General features: G+C 64.1%; 10 protein-coding genes. 6 read left to right on the top strand and 4 right to left on the bottom strand.

Features of this window, described 5'->3' with window-relative positions:
* Nucleotides 1-16 precede the first annotated feature (16 nt).
* Nucleotides 17-235 (bottom strand): NifU family protein, encoded by a 219-nt coding sequence (locus GX515_00755; protein HHY31541.1) that lies wholly within the window; start codon nucleotides 233-235, stop codon nucleotides 17-19.
* Nucleotides 236-346: 111 nt separating this feature from the next.
* The gene (locus GX515_00760; GenBank protein HHY31542.1) at nucleotides 347-1228 is read right to left on the bottom strand and encodes a LysM peptidoglycan-binding domain-containing protein; all 882 of its coding nucleotides are present in this window, start codon (nucleotides 1226-1228) and stop codon (nucleotides 347-349) included.
* Between the two features lie 303 nt (nucleotides 1229-1531).
* Here GX515_00760 and GX515_00765 point away from each other — a divergent pair, with 303 nt between their 5' ends.
* From GX515_00765 to GX515_00780, 4 genes are all read left to right on the top strand, one after another.
* Nucleotides 1532-2374: an AMMECR1 domain-containing protein gene (locus GX515_00765; protein ID HHY31543.1), complete on the top strand. Its 843-nt coding sequence runs from the start codon at nucleotides 1532-1534 to the stop codon at nucleotides 2372-2374.
* Nucleotides 2371-7536 carry a hypothetical protein gene (locus GX515_00770; GenBank protein ID HHY31544.1) on the top strand — a complete coding sequence of 1722 codons (5166 nt, stop codon included), beginning with the start codon at nucleotides 2371-2373 and terminating at the stop codon, nucleotides 7534-7536. The genes GX515_00765 and GX515_00770 overlap by 4 nt, the downstream gene beginning before the upstream one ends.
* A gap of 259 nt (nucleotides 7537-7795) precedes the next feature.
* Nucleotides 7796-9166 (top strand): MATE family efflux transporter, encoded by a 1371-nt coding sequence (locus GX515_00775; protein HHY31545.1) that lies wholly within the window; start codon nucleotides 7796-7798, stop codon nucleotides 9164-9166.
* A gap of 459 nt (nucleotides 9167-9625) precedes the next feature.
* Complete coding sequence (locus tag GX515_00780) at nucleotides 9626-12247, top strand: vitamin B12-dependent ribonucleotide reductase (GenBank protein ID HHY31546.1); 2622 nt, start codon at nucleotides 9626-9628, stop codon at nucleotides 12245-12247.
* A gap of 34 nt (nucleotides 12248-12281) precedes the next feature.
* Here GX515_00780 and GX515_00785 read toward each other — a convergent pair whose 3' ends face one another.
* Nucleotides 12282-13946, bottom strand: coding sequence for an amidohydrolase (locus tag GX515_00785; GenBank protein HHY31547.1), 1665 nt, complete (start codon nucleotides 13944-13946; stop codon nucleotides 12282-12284).
* Between the two features lie 504 nt (nucleotides 13947-14450).
* Between GX515_00785 and GX515_00790 the strand changes: the two genes are divergently transcribed.
* Both GX515_00790 and GX515_00795 read left to right on the top strand, forming a co-directional pair.
* The gene (locus tag GX515_00790) at nucleotides 14451-14939 is read left to right on the top strand and encodes a MarR family transcriptional regulator (protein HHY31548.1); all 489 of its coding nucleotides are present in this window, start codon (nucleotides 14451-14453) and stop codon (nucleotides 14937-14939) included.
* Nucleotides 14932-16362: a GNAT family N-acetyltransferase gene (locus GX515_00795; protein ID HHY31549.1), complete on the top strand. Its 1431-nt coding sequence runs from the start codon at nucleotides 14932-14934 to the stop codon at nucleotides 16360-16362. Before GX515_00790 ends, GX515_00795 begins: the two co-directional genes overlap by 8 nt.
* Nucleotides 16363-16550: 188 nt before the next feature.
* Here the strand turns inward: GX515_00795 and GX515_00800 are convergent, their stop codons facing one another.
* The gene (locus GX515_00800; protein ID HHY31550.1) at nucleotides 16551-17678 is read right to left on the bottom strand and encodes an ABC transporter ATP-binding protein; all 1128 of its coding nucleotides are present in this window, start codon (nucleotides 17676-17678) and stop codon (nucleotides 16551-16553) included.
* Nucleotides 17679-17687: the final 9 nt, after the last annotated feature.

A 17687-nucleotide genomic window follows, 5' to 3' on the forward strand; every position in this document is an offset into this window, starting at 1 on the left:
GCAGTCGGCGCGGCGATCAGACGGCCTCCACCCGTTTGACCTCGGGCACCTCTTCCTTGAGGGCTCGCTCCACGCCGTTCTTGAGGGTCATCACGGACATGGGACAGCCTACGCAGGCCCCCGTGAGCCTGACCTTCACGACGCCGTCATTCACGCTGACGAGCTCGACGTCGCCCCCGTGTGCCTGCAAAGCGGAGCGGATCTTCGCCAAGGCTTTCTCGATCTTGTCCTGCACAACTCACGCCTCCCTGGTCAGAATCGCCGGAGCATGTCTTCCCACAGATTATACACCTTAAGTATGGCGGGAGTCGAGCGCGGCGATTCGAGCTGTCACCTTAGCCAATCATCACCTTATCGTGATCTGGAGGCTCAACCTCACCCCGGTCCCCGTATTGACCGCTGTGATGGTGTACACACCCGGCCCGACCGGCACTCCCTCGTTCGTGGTCTGGTTCCACGTCTGCTGGAAGACGAGGTTCTGGCCGGGCGGCAGCGTCACGCGCTCTATCGCGAAAGTGAAGAACTTTCCCGCGGACCAGCGCCAGATCTCTCTTGTGTCTCGCGCGACGATGAAGTCGAAGCGCTGGCTTGACCGGTAAGTTATCGCAACGGGGCCGGTGGTGAGGTTGGTCTTACTCAGGCTCATGCGCACTGGTTCGCCCTGCGCGTATGTGAGCTTGTTTACTATGAAGGTATGCCGCAGGCCGTCCTGCACCACCGAGACTTGGTTCAAGCCGGTCACGGGCGGCGCTGGCGGTGGCCCTGGAGGAACAGGCGGTCCTGGCGGCACGGCGGGCGGAGTCGGCGGCGTGGGTGGTGCCAGGACAGGCGGCGGCGGCGTCGGGACCGCGACCACCGGTCTCGTGGGCACCAACAATACCTGGCCTACCACGATGAGGTCGGGGTTGGGAATGCGGTTCACCGACGCGAGCGTTTCCACTGTGGTCCCAAACCTTGCTGCGATCTCCGCAAGAGTGTCCCCAGGCTGCACGATGTATGGCCGGAAGCCCGCCGGCACCGAAATGACCGGGGGCTGGGCGGGGGTAGGAGCAGGAGCCGGAGCCGGCGGTGGCGGCGCCGCAGTCACAGGGATCTGCAGCACTTGTCCGACGAAGATCACGTCGGGGTTGGTGATGTCGTTGGCCCTGACGATCGCGGCTACGGCGGTCCCGAACCTTTGCGCAATGAGCGAAAGGGTGTCGCCAGGCTGGACTATATACGTGATCACAAAAGTTCCCTCCCGGCGTCGTATGCCCTCCACCGGGGTTGGCCGGTCGTGTGCAGGGCCTGCCCGGTTCGGGGGTCGACACTTTCTCACAACATGTTATTCCGCGTGCGAAGCGGTGTTGCCTTCGCTCCTGGCCGCCCGTTGCATGGCCCAGCCGCGGGAGCGCTATTGGGTGGAAACGCGGCCTGGGACTTCATAGAGGAAGACACAAGGAAGAGTCGAAGTCCACAGAGTCGAAAACCAAGGAGAGGCACCGGAGAGGCACTAGAGAAGCACTAAACGCTGAAGGGGCGGGAAGAGATCTTGTTTGAGAGACTCCGCAAACCCAAACCTCCTGGGCTCGTCCGGGGCGTGGTCCTGTTCGCGTTGGCCGGCGTGGCTGTCGGGTTTGCCATCGCGGCGGCCGCCGGGGGCGGGGGATGGCACGGCGTAATGAGAGCTAGGCAGCCGGGCTTGCGGATGTCGAGCGCGGATCTATCCCAAGGCCCGGTCCTCTCTGAGGTAGTGCACCCCAACCCGCCCGGGGACGGGGCGCAGGGGCGCGGCGACTTCCTCAGCCGCCTGAAGGCGGCTCACACCCCTGCGCTTGAGAACGCGGTCCTCGATATCGCTCGTGGTGCGGTCGCCGACGCGACAGGCGCGCGAGCGCAGATGCGCTTCCCGACGGCCGAGGAGGCTCCCGAAGAGCGCCTTCTCGGGGTCCCGGCGGGCGTCTTCGTCGCGCTGATCCTCGATGGGAAGGTGAGGGGATGTATGGGGACGGTTTACCCCATGGAGGCCTCGCTTGCCGAGGAGATCGCATGCGCCGCGCGGATGGCGGCGACATCGGATCCGCGGCACCCGCCCGTGGACGCCGATGAGGTGGCACGACTTGATTATTGCGTGTCCGTGGTCGGGAGGCTCAGACGCTGCGCGCCCGGGGCTCCTATCGACCCCCGCACCGAGGGCGTCGTCGTGATGGCGAACGGCCGGTCGGGCGTGATCCTGCCGGGCGAGGCCAGGACGGGCGCATACGAGGTCGCCTGGGCGAAACGCGAAGCTGGTATCGGGCCGGCTGACGCGTTCGAGCTACTCGTGTTCGAAACCGAACGGTTCGGGAAGGCCCTGCCGCCAAGAACGCAAAGCGGAGGAGGTAAGGCGCGATGAGACGACAGGAGGCACGTTTCCCTCGGCGGGCAGGTTACGTGGCCGTGCTCGCGCTCGCTGTCTCGGCTGTGCTCGTGTTCCTGGCAAAGCCGCTCTCGGCGGACGGCACAGACAAGGGATACCTGTACATGTACGCGGAGGAACGGGTGTGGGCGCCTTCTGAACGTCCGTCCGTGATCGTCCGGGGACGGGCCGCGACGAGGGTTGATATTGCGGTCTGGAGATTTGACCCTGCAAGCCATTACCAGACGCACGGGTCTCTTAGCTCGGCAGCGGAACTCCTGCCGCGGAGCGGCGTGGCGCCGATGAAGAAGCTCGCTAGGTATCCGAAGCCAGACAAACGAGGGGGCGACTTCACGTTGAGCGTGCCCGTGCCCGTCAGCGGGACCGGGGGTTACGTCGTGAAAGCCCGAGATAACCACGGCCGTGAGGCCGCAACCTGGATCCTCGTAACCGACCTCGGCCTCGTAACCAAACAGGCCCAGGGGGAGCTCCTCGTATATGCACATTCGTTTGCGAAAGATGCGCCCATGGGTGGTGTAAACGTCTCGGTATTCAGCGAGGGCAAGAGGATCGGGGGTGGGAACACGGGGCAAGACGGCTTGTGGGTCTTGAACGCTCCCGGCCTTCCAAGGGGCGTGGCTGTGGTGGGCACATCCGGGGAGAGCTTCGCGCAGGTGACCTCGTCGTACTACTGGGAGGACTCCCGCTACAAGGCGTACATTTACACGGATAGACCCATATATAGACCCGGCCAGCGCGTGTACCTCAAGGGCATTCTCCGCGAGGATACAGGCGATGGGTATGAGGTATTATCGGGCGAGCCCGTCCGGGTGGAAGTGCGCGACGCGCGCGACGCATGCGTCTACAAGACCGAGGTTGCGACCAACGGCTTCGGTTCGTTCGCTGGCGAGTTCGTGTTGGGGGACGAGCCGGCGCTTGGGATGTACCGAGTGCTTGCCACGGTGAGGGGCAGCACCCACTCTGGCGCGTTCAAGGTGGCCGAGTACCGCAAGCCGGAGTACCAGGTACAAGTGGAAACGGCAAAGGCCCTGTATGTGGCAGGGGACGAGATCCCTGTGACGGTGAAGGCCGCATACTATTTCGGCGCGCCGGTTCCAGGCGCAAAGGTCACATATGCCGCATACTCCCAGCCGCGTTACTTTCCGTACTACGCGTATGAAGACCTCGGTTACTACCCAGTCGATGACGAGGGGTTCGGGTACTACGGTGAGCTCGTCGCCTCGGGCGAGGCCGTGACGGATGCGAGCGGGCACGCGTCATTTACCATAAAGACTCAGGACTCCGACCAGACCCGGACCGTGTTCATCGAGGTGGTCGTGACTGACGAGAGCCGCCGCGAGGTCGCCGGGAGAGCCACGGTAACCGTGGCGCGGGGCCTGTTCGAGGTGAGCGTTCAGCCGCAGGCCTATGTCGTGGAGCCGGGCAGGCCAGTGGTGGTGAGGGTTAAGGCTGAAACCGTGGACGGCAAGCCGTTTCCGACGCACCTGGAATGGCAGGCCATGCGGGAGACGTGGGAGGGCTCGAAGGCCAAGCGCTGGAATGAAGCGCGCGGTGAACTCGTCACGGGATCCGGCGGTGAGGGAAGCTTCGAATTCGCGCCACGTGAGGAAGGGGCCTACGTCGTGGAGGTGGCCGGAGCCGACCAGCGAGGGAACCGCATCGCCTCCGAGGCATACCTATGGGTCACGAGCGGGGCGAGCCGCTGGCCGAGTTACGGCGGCACGGAGATAGAGGTCGTGACCGACAAGGATGTTTATGAGGTCGGGGACACGGCGAAGGTGTTGGTCAACACCGCGTTCGACGACGCATGGGCCGTCGTCGCGGTCGAGGGCCGCGGCATCTTTTGGCACAAGGTCGCGCACATCACCGGGCACACCATGCTTTTCGAAGTTCCGGTCACGCGCGAGCACGTGCCGAACGCGTTCTTCACGGTGACCCTGGTCCATGGCAAAAGGCTCTTCACGAGGGAAAAGGCCATTTACGTGTCGACAAAGGACAAATACCTCAATGTGAGCATCATTCCCAACAAAGAAAGCTACGCTCCCGGCGAGAGGGCCACATACGTGGTGAAGACGACGGATGCGGCGGGTCGGCCGGTGCAGTCGGAGGTTTCGCTCGGGGTCGTGGACGCGTCCATTTACGCGCTCCAACCCGAGATCGCGCCGGACATAAAGAAAGCGTTCTACGGGTCCGTCTGGAACAGGGTTGTCACGAATTACTCGTTCCCTGAGTGGTACTACGGCGGCGCCGACAAGGAGGCCGGCTCGGAAGACGTGCGGAAGGAGTTCCAGGACACCGCGTTCTGGAACCCGATGATAGTCACGGACAGGAACGGAACTGGGAGGATCGAGTTCACCATGCCGGATAACCTCACCACGTGGCGTGCTACGGCGCGAGCCCAGACATTGAAGACACAGGTTGGGTCGGCGACCCGGGACGTCGTGACCACCAAGGACCTCATCGTCAGGCTCGCGACGCCGCGCTTTTTCAGACTCGGGGACCGGACCGTCGTCACGACCGTCGTGCACAACTACACGGGGCGCGAGGTCGTGGCGAGGGTCTCTCTCGAAGCCCAGGGCGTCACGTTGAAAGGCGCTGACCAGCGCATCGTGGAACTCGCCCCGATGGGACAGGCCGCCATCGATTGGGAGGTCGAGTGCGGCAAGGTGGGTCCCGCGCGCTTCGTTGCATCCGCGCGGGTCGACGCCGGACGGGCGCGAGATGCGCTCGAGGTGAGCGTGCCGGTGCTTCCCTTCGGGGTCCGCCATGAGCTGCACGAGGCCGGGGAGGTCTCTGCCGGTGCCGCGGACCGCGGCAAGGCGAAAGCGTCGGTGCAGCTCGACCTGCCGGGGGACGTGCTTGAAGGGACTACGAGCGTAAAGGTGCGTCTCGCGCCGTCCGTGGCTGCAACAGCACTCGGAGCGCTCGAATACCTGGTGTCATTCCCGTACGGCTGTGTGGAGCAGACCATGAACTCGTTCCTCCCTTGTGTCGTAGTAGCCCGGGTCATGCGAGACCTGGGTGTCAAGGCACCCGGCATCGAAGAGAGCCTCCCCAGGATGGTTTCAGCGGGTCTCGCCAGGCTGTACCGCTACCAGCACTACGACGGCGGATGGGGATGGTGGGAGTATGACAAGACCGACCCGAGGATGACTGCCTACGTGGTGTACGGGTTGCACTCTGCCCGGGCAGCCGGGTTCGACGTAGACGAGCAGGTGTTTTCGCGCGGCAAGGCCGCCCTTGCCGACCTCGTCAACCGGCCGCGGGACGTTGACGACCTCGTGTATAAGCTGTACGTCATGTCCGAGGTGGGTATGAAGAACCTTCCCAGGCTCGATGAGATGCTGGCGCGGCGCGATGAGCTCTCCGAATACTCGCTTGCGCTTCTCGTTCTGACCCTTCGCAACGTGGGCAGGACCGAGGACGCCCGGACGGTTTTCAAGGACCTTCTAGCGACGGCGCGAGGGGACGCGACGCAGACCTACTGGAACGCGCCGAAGGGAGAGCGGTATTGGGCGGACAATCGCGTGGAGACCACGGCCTACGCCCTCATGGCGCTGCTCGCGGTAGACCCAAAGAACGACAAGATCCCCGGGGCGGTGAGATGGCTTTCGGGCGTCCGACAAGGCGGGGCGTGGTTCTCCACAAAGGACACGGCTGCTGCCGTGTTCGCACTGGCAGAGTATCTCAAGCTCCGCGATGAGCTTCTGCCCAACTACACCGCCACTGTTAGTATCAATGGGAAGGAGATCGGCAGGTTCCGTTTCACAGGCAAGAGCGTCTTCGAGCGAGAGCTGGAGCTGGCGGTGGACCCGCGCGACCTCTCCCGAGGGCATAACGAGCTCGTCATCTCGAGGGATGGCGGGAGCGGCAACCTCTATTACGCCGTCTCTTGCGAATACTACACATTGGCAGGGTCCGTGGCGCCGGGTGGGGAAGGCATTGCGGTGACTCGTGGGTACTACCGGCGGGTTGCAAGCGGCGCGGCCCAGGCTCAGAACGAGGGCAGAAGCAGCGACGCGGGCGCCGGCGGCGCAGGCGCAGGCGCAGGCCGCGGCTCCGGAGGAGCGGGCGCAGCTTACGTGTACGAGCCTGTAACCGGTCCTGTCAAGCCTGGCGAGGAGATATACGTTCGCATAAACATCAAGGCCGACAATGCGTACACCTACGTGATAATCGAGGACCCACTGCCATCGGGCTTCGAGGCCCCGGACGATCCCATAGATGCTTACAGCTGGGATTTTTGGTACGGCAGGAGAGAAGTCCGCGACGAGAAGACCGTCTTCTTCAGCGCGTATCTGAAGGAAGGCGAAAGCGAGATCGTCTACCCCATTCGGGCCGAGCGGCCCGGGGATTATCGGGTCATGCCTGTCAGGGTCTGGGGAATGTATTCGCCCGACGTGTTCGGTCAGTCGAAGAGCTCGAGCATCTCTTGCGCGGAGCCGGTCCTCGCGACCTTCTCCACAACGCTCAAGGACCCGGAGAGGAATCGCAATCACAACGTCACGCTGGCGGCGGCGGCAATTGACGGGGTGGTGCTCCAGCCGGGCGAGGAGTTCTCGTTTGACCGGGTTGTGGGGCCCAGGCTCGCTGAGGCCGGATACAGAGAAGCCCGGGTGATTTCCGGGGGCAAGAGCGCCCCTGGGATCGGGGGCGGGGTGTGCCAAGTATCGACGACCCTGTACAATGTGGCGCTTCTGGCCGGACTCGACATCCTCGAACGACACCCGCACTCGAGGCCCGTAGACTATGTCCCACCGGGGCTCGATGCGACGGTGGCGGAAGGCCAATACGATCTGAAGTTTCGGAACCCGTTCGAAGTGCCCGTCACCTTGAGCGCGCGAGTCGATGGCAATAGACTGGTGATGGAGGCCAGCGCGCCTCTCGTAGACCCGCCTGACGTCCGGGTGATCACGGAACCACTTGAGACCGAAAGGCCGAGGCTCGTTGGCAGCCCGGATGAACGAGAGCGCGGTGCCGCGGGCGGCCTTGGGGAGCAAGGCGTTGCTTACGGAGGAGAGAAAGGCATCCGCGTTGCCGTGTGGCGGAGCGTTGCCTCGGGCGGAGAGATCATACGAGAGCTCGTGTCCGAGGACTACTACGAGCCGGTCCACGCGATGGCCGCGTCCTCCCGGTGACAAAGGACGGACCCGAGCGCTTCGGCTGCCTCTTTCCCGACGGACCACGAGAGCTCGGCTTCGCACGGAAGCCTGGCTCGAGTCCAAGTCGGCAGTGTCGCGCTTGGGCGCGGCGGCCCAAAGCGCGGCGTAGTCAGCCGAAATGCGGCGCGTGAGGCCCATAGCCGGATTGTGACGCCCGTTGTCGCATCACGGGCAACCTCTCCCGAGAGTGGGGAGCGTTTTTGTGCCCTCACTTGGGGAGAACGGAGGCAAAGAGATGACGGAACTCGCCCACGCTTTGCACCGGCCAGTTGAAGCGGTCGAGCTGGACCGCGAAATCCGCAAACTCGCATGGCCGGCCATCGCGGAGATGGTGCTGCACACCTGCGTATGGACTGTGGATACTGCGATGGTGGGCCGTCTCGGCGCGGAAGCCCTAAGTGCTGTGGGCCTCGGGGGCAACGTGTACTCGACATGCGCGTGGATTTTCGCGGCCATCGGCGTGGGTGTCCAAGCCATGGTGGCACGGGCGGTCGGAGCCGAAGACGCGGAAAAGGCCGGATTCTCCGCAGGCCAGGGCCTTCTCGCGGGGTTCGTGCTCGGGGTCTTGCTTGCCGCATGCACCGTTGTCGCCGCCCCCTGGGTCTACCGTCTTGCCGGTTTCGCGCGGGACGTGAGCGGGCCGGGCAGTGACTACATGCGAATCGTGGGCGCGGGCGCGCTTTTCTTCATACCGCTGCAGGTCGGTTCCGCCATCCTGCGTGGGTCGGGCGATACGCGCACCCCGCTCTACATAACGATGGTGATGAACTCCTTGAACCTCGTCGGCGATTACGTGCTCATCTTCGGCGTGCTCGGCTTTCCCGCTCTCGGTGTGCAGGGCGCGGCGATCGCGACCCTTGCTGCCCACGTCATCGGCGGCATCCTTGCCTTCAGGGCCGTTTTTCGCAAGAACGGCGCCGTGCACCTTCGCGCGAGACATGTCTTGCGAATCGACGGGCCCACGCTGCGCAGCCTGATCAGGCTTGGCGTGCCCGCGGCGGCAGAGGAGGGGCTCATGAATGGCTCCCGTGTTGTGTCGTCTTTCATCATCGCCGGGCTGGGGACTGCCGCGTTCGCCGCAAACCAAGTTACGGTCGCGGCCGAGTCGCTCTCCTTTATGCCGGGGTACGGGTTTGCGGTTGCGGCGGGCATTCTCGTGGGCCACAACTTGGGTGCTGGCAAGGCCGGTCGAGCGGTGCAAGTCGGCTATCGGGCGTTGCGCCACTCGCTGGCGGTCATGGGGAGCGTCGCGGTGGCGTTCTTCCTGGCGCCGCGTCTCATCATCGGAGTGTTCACGAGCGATCCGGCGGTTGTGCAGGTGGCATCGGTGTGTCTTCGGATAGCCGCCTTCGAACAGGTATTCATAGGGATGACCGATACCCTCTGTGGCTCTCTCCGGGGCGCCGGAGACACGCGCACGGCGCTTGTCATAACGGCCGCCGGCACGTGGCTGGTCCGGATGCCCCTCGTGATATTGGCCATCTATGTCTTCCGGCTCGGTCTCCCGGCCGTCTGGGTCGTAACTTGCATTGACTGGGCTGTGCGGTCTGCCCTTGCAGCCAGGCACTTCCGGGCCGGCAGATGGCAGACGGCGAGGGTACACTGAACCGTCACTGAGTACGTGTGTGTCGCCAAAACCTCGTGCTACTTTTCGGTGGGGCGGTCCTGCCCTAGACTATCGGCCTTGCCCTCTGGGGACGGCGCGCTTGCGGCGCGCCTCGTTCGAATTCGGCGCGGGAGACATCCGAATTCTCCACGCCGCGTCGTACAAGCACCGGCAACCCTAACGCCGTCAAGAAAGGAGACGAAAACTTATGGCACCGTGCTCAGCTACGGCACACTTGTAAGTTATCCACAAGGAAACCTACATGTTGTGTGGAATGCTATATCTAACCACTATATATCGATTTGCTGTCACGGATCGACCGGATGGGAGATCGCCCGACACGCGCGCGCGACACGCAAAGAGCAGCGCGCCTTGTCGCGCGAGAAGAGCGTGCCGGGGGCTGGGGTCACCGGGTCAGGCGAGTGACTCGGGATCCCGGGTTTTGCAGGAGGGGTTGGCGTGAGTTTGTGTTTGTCCTTGCCAGAGCCGCGGCTCTCCGAAAACGCAATTGCCGTCCTTGAGAGCAGGTATCTAAGAAAGGACGAGACCGGGAGGGTCGTCGAGACCCCGAGGGAGATGTTCTGGCGCGTGGCGAGGAACATCGCGCTGGTGGACGCTCTCTACGATCCCCGGGTGTACAGGCGGCCTGGGGACGAACCCGCCGAGCTGCCTACAGACTTGACCGTGGATGCCGCAGAGGTGGATGCCGCAGAGTTCGAGACTGGCGACTTCATCTCCGACCTCACGCCGTGGGACTGGGCCGCGCTCAGACACGCGTTCGAGGACATGGCGGCGCGCGGCCTGGTCGTGGCGTCGTGGGCTGAAATCGAGCGACTAGTGGCTGAGTCCTCGCGGTCGCTCGCCGCGACCGCGGTAGCGTTCTACAGCCTCATGGTTGAGGGTAGGTTCATGCCCAACTCGCCCGCTCTCAGCAACGCTGGTCGGGAGCTTCAGCAGCTTTCGGCGTGCTTCGTGCTTCCTATCGAGGACTCCATGGTGAGCATCTTCGATACTCTGAAGCATGCGGCGCTTATCCACCAGTCGGGCGGCGGCACGGGCTTTTCATTCAGCAGGCTGCGACCGAAAAACGACGTGGTCAGGACCACGGGCGGAGTGGCGTCCGGGCCGGTGTCGTTCATGAAGGTCTTCAACGCGGCCACAGAAGCCGTGAAGCAGGGGGGCGTAAGGCGGGGGGCGAACATGGGGATCCTCCGTGTTGACCACCCTGACATCCTGGAGTTCATCACGGTCAAGAACGAGCCTGGCCAAGTCACGAACTTTAACATCTCGGTCGCGATCACCAACAAGTTCATGGAGGCCCTGGAACGCGACGGCGAGTATGAGCTCGTCAATCCGCGCAGCGGCCAGGTCACAGGGCGGCTCCGCGCAAGAGACGTCTTCGACCTCATCGTGGAGTGCGCGTGGCGCACGGGCGAGCCGGGCGTCATTTTCATCGATCGCCTGAACGAGTTCAATCCCACCCCGAACGTGGGGATGTACGAAGCGACTAACCCTTGCGGGGAGCAGATGCTGCTCCCGTACGAGGCGTGCAACCTGGGTTCCATCAACGTCGGAAGGTTCGTTGGGAAGGGCGGCGTGACGCTCGGGCCTGGCGACGTAGGCTCGTCCATCGACTGGGATGGGTTGCGCGATACTGTTCGCACGGCCATGCACTTCCTTGACAACATGATCGACGCCAGCCGCTATCCCCTGCCGGAGATCCAGGCCATGCACAAGAGCAACCGGAAGGTCGGTCTTGGGGTGATGGGGTGGGCGGACCTGCTGGCTAAGATGGGGGTGCCTTACGATTCTGACGAGGCGGTGGCCCTCGCCGAAAGGCTCATGCGTTTCATACTGGAAGAGAGCCGCAAGGCCTCGGAAGACCTCGCGCGCCAACGCGGCGTGTTTCCGAATTGGAAGGGAAGCCGGCGCGAGGAGCAAGGCCTTCGCGTGCGGAATGCCACCACCACCACAATCGCGCCGACCGGGACCATAAGCATAATCGCGGGCGCATCGTCAGGAATAGAGCCGTTCTTCAGCCTCGCGTTCACGAGGCATGTTCTGGATCGCAAGGAGCTTCCCGAGGTGAATCCCGTGCTCGAGGCGCGCGCCAAGGAGCTCGGGATCTACACGCCGGATCTCATGGAGGAGATAGCTTGCCGTGGCACGCTCGCAGGCATCGCAGGCATCCCGGAGGACTTTCGACGGGCGTTTGTGACGGCCCACGAGATCGAACCCGAATGGCACGTCATGATGCAGGCAGCGTTCCAGAAGTTCACGGACAACGCGGTCTCCAAGACCGTGAATTTCCCACGCGAGGCTGCTCCCGAGGACGTGCAGAAGGTCTTCCGCCTCGCGTATGAGCTGGGTTGCAAGGGCGTCACGGTATATCGCGACGGAAGCCGTGAGGAACAAGTGCTAACGGTCGGGGCTAAGAAAGGCGCGATCGAAGGGCGCCGCGGGGCTCACGAAGACGGCAGAGGCGGAGCCGAAGCAGCGCGGCCAGCCGGCCCAGAGAAGGATCGAGGGGTGGGCGGCCACCGGGTTAACGGCGTGTGGGGGAAGATTCGTCCGATAGAAAGGCCGGACCGGCTGGAGGGGTTCACGGACGTCAAGGCGACGCCCCTGGGGAAGCTCTTTCTCACGCTCAACACCGTGAACCGTCACCCCATCGAGCTGTTCGCGCAGATAGGGAAGGCAGGCAGCGACGTCGCCGCATTTACAGAGGCGATAGCAAGGCTCGTTTCCATCGCCCTGCGATCCGGGATCGACCCCCAGGAGGTCGCTGACCAGCTGGTAGGGATCGGAGGGTCTAGGAGCATAGGCTTTGGGCCCAACAGGGTCAGGTCCGTCCCGGACGCCATCGGGCGGTTTCTCGACGGGTACCTGCGCGAGCTGCGGGGCGAGGCGGTTGACCGGTGCGATGGCGAGGGGGCGTCGGGCGAAACCGCCCCGGCCGCAGGCGACGACGATGCAGCGTCAGCAAAGCTCTTCAGCCTGTGCCCTTCGTGCGGCACGTGGAACCTTGTCCACGTGGAGGGCTGCCTCAAGTGCATGGCATGTGGGTATAGCGAGTGCTGAGGTGGGCGGCAAGTCCCGGTTCCCGGTGGCTCGCCTAGTCGTCGAGCCCAAACCGATCAAAGACCGGACGACCCTCGAGGACCGTCGCAAGTACCTTCGTGCTGGCGATCTCATCGGGCGGGACGGCGAAAATGTCCTGCGAAAGCACGACAAAGTCCGCAAACTTTCCCGGGGATATCGATCCCCTGACCGCCTCTTCGCCTGACGCGTACGCGGCGCCCAGCGTATAACCACGGACCGCCTCCTCCACCGTGAGGCATTCCTCCGTATGCCAGCCCGGAAGCAAGACCTCATCGGTGCGCTTTCGCGTCACGGCGGCGAAGATCCCTTCGATGGGGTTGGGCTCCTCAACGGGCGCGTCCGAGCCGAACGCAAGGCGCACCCCGGCGCTCGAGAGAGACCTGTAAGCGTAGGCGAGGGAGGCCCGCTTGCCCCAATGCAGGTCCGCCATGTACCGGTCCGAGGTAGCGTGAATCGGCTGGACCGAAGCGATGATGCCGAGGGCCGCGAGCCTGCGGACATCATCCGGGTGTATGAGCTGCGCGTGTTCTATTCGATGCCTCAGTCGTCCACCGCGCGCGATGCCGCCCGAGGCAGCCGGGCCTGCGGCGCTTGCGACCCCCGCGGACGCCGCGACCGCGTGTCGGGTGGCGGCCTCAAACGCGTCCAGGACCATCCTGTTCGCTCTGTCGCCGATGGCGTGGACTGCCACGGCGATTCCCGCTCCGGACGCACACGAGATGATCTCCGCAAGCTCCTCTCGGGATGTGGTAAGGATCCCCGTGTTATCGGGGTTGGTCAGATACGGCTCGAGCAGGGCCGCCGTCTGGGATCCCAGAGCGCCGTCGGCGAAGACCTTCAGAGGCCCGACGCGCAGGTTCGCGTCGCCGAATCCCGTCTGCAGGCCGAGCTGGATGGCGTGATCGAGGTTGGAGCGGGGGATCATCATATACACCCGCAGCCCCAGCGCGCGCCTGGACGCCATGGTCTGAAAAGTCCTGAAAGCAAGGCCATCCTCGCAATCGTGGATGCCCACCACGCCGAGCTCGTGCACGCGCGGTATGGCGGCCGCGACAGCTTCTTCGCACATGGCCAGGCTGGGGGCGGGGATGACCCTCTCCACCAAGGCTTGGGCGTTTTCGCTGAGGAGGCCCGTGGGCTCGCCTGTGCGTGAGTCGCGCTCGATCCTGCCTCCCTCAGGGTCTGGGGTGTTCTCGTTCACGCCCGCCGCGACGAGTGCGGCTGAGTTCACCCACGTGCTGTGACCGTCTTTGCTCGTGAGCGCGACAGGGTTCGCAGGAGAGGCCGCATCGAGCTGGGCGCGTGTCGGTGGGACCGCGTCCCTCCAAATGTTCTTGTTCCAGCCGTGACCGAGGATCCATTCGCCGGGGCCCGCGTGGGCCGCCCTCTCAGCGACCATCCGGACGATGTCTCCGATGGATGTGACACCATCAAGGTTCAGTCGACGCGCGCCAAGGGCGTACCATACGAAGTGAATGTGGCAGTCTGTGAATCCGGGCACGACGGTAAGACCCCGTAGGTCAACGCTTCGGTAGTGCCCGCTCAGGGCGGACTCGGCCTCCTCCCGCGTTCCGACGGCCGTGATCCTGCCGCCGCATACGCCTATGGCTGACGCCCTGGGACGTCGCGGATCCATCGTATAGATGGTCGCGTTATGATAAAGAACCTTGTCGTACATCTGGCTTTCAGCCCTCCCACGCCAGCTTCCCCGGCCTTCCACGCTCGGCGGCAGCGCGTTATCTGCACGGCATCCGCACGCTGGCAAGGATGAGGAGGGTTGCGGGCGGTGCGGCGCGCTGCGCCCTTCCTTCATGTCGAAGCGCTACGGAAACGCGTTTTCGTCGCACAACTCCTGTGCAGCTGTCACTTTGCCTCCGCGCCTCGCAGACGAGATGCGCCCACCACGACCGGAGTCCGTTCGCCAGCAAGACGCCGAGAGCCTGCGGGCAGGTTGGCCCCTCCCAAGAGGAGTATACGTGGAAGAACACTGCCGTGCAATGGGCAGCCGGAGTGGAACGGCCGGGCACGACGCGTGATGACGCGTGGTGTCCGCGGCTTTGCAGGAGGACGATTGCGGTCGTGGTTGTCCGGCCTCGCCATTCCCCACGATCGGCGTTGCAGAGATAATTGACTAAGTCAACCATTGTTGATATCATGGATTTGGTGTCTGGGAGGTGTGGTCATGGAAGACATGGAGGACGTGGAATACGCTGCGCAGATGCGGGAGCTTCTGAGGAGGCTGGTTCGAGGGATCGGGCTGCTGGACCGAGAGGATGCTGAGTGCTGCGGGATCACTCTGTCTCAGTGCCACGCGCTGGGTGAGATCGCGGGCGCGGAAGGTCTGACCCCCGGAGAGCTTGCTCAACGCCTGCGGGTGGATCCGAGTGCTGTGACGAGGATAACCGATGCCCTTGTCCGGGGCGGGTTGCTCAGGAGATCGGGAGACCCCGAGGATCGCAGGCAAGTGCGGCTCTACCTGACCTCCGACGGGAAAGCCCTGTGGGACGAGGTGGACAGGACGATGACGGAAAGGGCAGGTGTTCTCGCATCGCGGATACCTCAAGCTGAACGAGGGGCGATACTCGCGGCGCTCGGGCGGCTGGTGGAAGTGCTGCAAGATGAAGGGTACCTGCCTGCACCGAGGACGAAAGGGGGATGCTGCTGTGAATGATGGCGAACTCAGGCAGGCGATCCTTTCCCGTTACGACGCCGTGGCGAAGAGGTTTGAAGAAGGCGCCAAACCGAGTTGCGGGTGCGGCGTGTCGGCCTACGGGTCTGGGGGATGCTGCACGCCGGAATCCCAAGGCAATGCCTGCTGCAGCGAAGGTGGGGCCAACCAGCACGGGGGATCGAGCGAGAAGCGGAGGAACGTGGTAGATGACGAGACCCGGCTGGGCGTAGGGGAAAGTGGCCTTGGCTGCGCGCGTCTCGAGTCGGTCGTTGCGCTCTACCCTGGGGAGGTGCTCCTTGACATCGGGAGCGGCCCGGGTCTTGAGACTATCTCGCTCGCGCGGCGCGTGGACCCGGCATGGGCCTTCGGCTTGGACCCCGTCCCTCGCATGCTGAAGGTGGCGTCTGACAACGCGCGGAAGGCGGGTGTACGAAACGCCTCATTTCTCAAGGGGTCGGTAGAGGACATCCCCCTAGCCGACGAGAGCGTCGACGTGGTTGTGTCGAATTGTGTCATCAACTTGTCCACAGACAAGGAACAAGCGATGAGGGAGATCTTGCGCGTGCTTCGTCCGGGCGGCCGCGTCGCGGTCGCCGACATCGTCTGGCTGGGCACTCCGTCTGCCAGTGTCCGAGCGAGCGCCCAGGCATGGGCATCGTGCATCGGCGGAGCGCTCGAGGCCGACGGATACACGAGACTCCTTGAGGAGGTCGGCTTTGTCAGCGCAAGGCTAGAGATCTTGCATGCCGTCGACATGGCTCCTGCCCCAGCTCACGGTGAGCCGGGCATGTCGCGGCGCGTTGCCGGAAAGCCCCGGCCAACGGCATGCGGTTGCGCGGAGGCAGGGGAAGACAGCCTGCGAAAGACGGGGAGCGGGCACGGGAACGCGGCCGTGCCGTCCGACCTGGAGGAACGCCGGATCCCGTCGCCGGAGGAGCCCGTTCTCGCGAGCGCCCTTGTGACCGCGGCAAAGAGCGGCTTTCCCGATGGCGCCGTGGAGATACGCAAAGCGGGCGGGGCTGACCTGGACATTGTCATCCGCATCCTCCAAACCGCCGGGTTGCCTGTGGCTGGGGTCGAGGAGCATTTCGATGAATTCCTCGTCGCTCTTGCACCGGACAGCACGATCGTCGGGGTGGCTGGACTCGAGCGATACTCGTCCTCCGCTCTGCTGCGGTCCGTGGCCGTGCTGCCCCGCTGGCGCCGCATGAATGTGGGACGTCGCCTGGTGTCAGCGCAGCTCTCGAAGCTCGAGCGCGGGACTCATGTGTACCTGCTCACGACCACCGCGCAATGGTACTTCCATTCGCTTGGGTTCCAAAAGGTTTCAGAAAGCGAAGTCCTCCCGGAGGTTAGGCAGTCTCCTGAGTTCCAAGGAGCCTGCCCGAAATCTGCCGTACTAATGAGGCTCATTCTGCCCTAGGAACGGCTTGTCTCGGGAGCAGTCGTGATCGGAAGCTTGAGCAAAGTACCGAAAGTACCGAATGGTCGCGTACGGCGCGGAGAGGAGTGGTCCCGTGGAGCAGTTTGATCGGATGCATGGCCGAGCCCGCAGGGGTTCGACCTGGCTCGGGCGACGCGCTCACAACAGGCCCGAGTGGGATCAACGCTCTAGGCCTCGCCGGCGATGACGTGCGTCCTCTCGGCTGCAAACGAGATGAGGGCTTCACCCGACGACACGACTGCAGTGCCTGGGTCGCTGACGTCCACGGTCCAGAGGGTGCCGTGAGACAGACGCACGGTGTACCTGGCCTTGCTCCCGAGGAAGGTTGCTTTCGTGACTTGACACGGCAGCACGTTTACCCCCGCCGCTTCACCTTCTCCTCGGAGCCCTGTCCCGGGATGGCGTGGGGCTGTCATGATCCGTACCGATTCCGGGCGCACCGTGAGGAGCACGCTCTGACCCGGGACGAAGCGTCGCTCCTGAGTCGTGGCGACGAGGGTGGTTCCGGCGGTCGCCAGCGTCACGCGGTTGCGTTGCACGCCGAGCACGACGGCGCTCAGGAGGTTCGTCGTGCCCACGAATTCTGCCACGAAACGGTTCGCAGGCCGGTAGTAGATGTCCTCGGGCGTGCCAACCTGCTGGACCTTGCCGGCGTTCATGACCACCACCGTATCCGAGAGACTGAACGCCTCCTCTTGATCGTGGGTCACGTAAATGGACGTGATGCCGATCCTTTGCTGGATGTCGCGGAGCTCGCTCCTCACAGCCTCCCTGAGCTTGGCGTCGAGGTTTGAGAGAGGCTCGTCCAAGAGGAGAGCGTCCGGCTGGATGACGAGGGCCCTCGCGAGCGCGACGCGCTGCTGTTGTCCCCCGGAGAGCTGGGCGGGAAAGCGGTTACCCATCCCGGCCAATTGGACGAGCTCGAGCGCCTCGTTAACCCGCCTCTTGATCTCCTCGGGCCTTACGCCCCGGATTCGCAGGCCATAGGCCACGTTGGAGAACACGCTCATGTGCGGAAACAGCGCGTAGTCCTGGAAGACCATGGCGGTATTGCGAAGGTAGGCGGGGAGCACGTCCACGCGCCTGTCCCCGATGAGTATCTCGCCAGAATCGGGCTCGTAGAACCCTGCGATCATGCGCAAGGTCGTCGTCTTGCCGCACCCGGACGGGCCAAGGAGGGTCGTGAGCTTCCCAGGCTCCACGTGAAGGTTCACGTTGTCGACCACCCGGGTCCGTCCGAAAGACTTCGTGACATCCTTAAGCTCCACGGAGAGTGCAGTGTGCGCGTTCGTCATTGGGGTCCT

This window comes from Bacillota bacterium (genome assembly GCA_012842395.1).
Taxonomy (GTDB): Bacteria; Bacillota; SHA-98; order UBA4971; family UBA4971; genus UBA6256.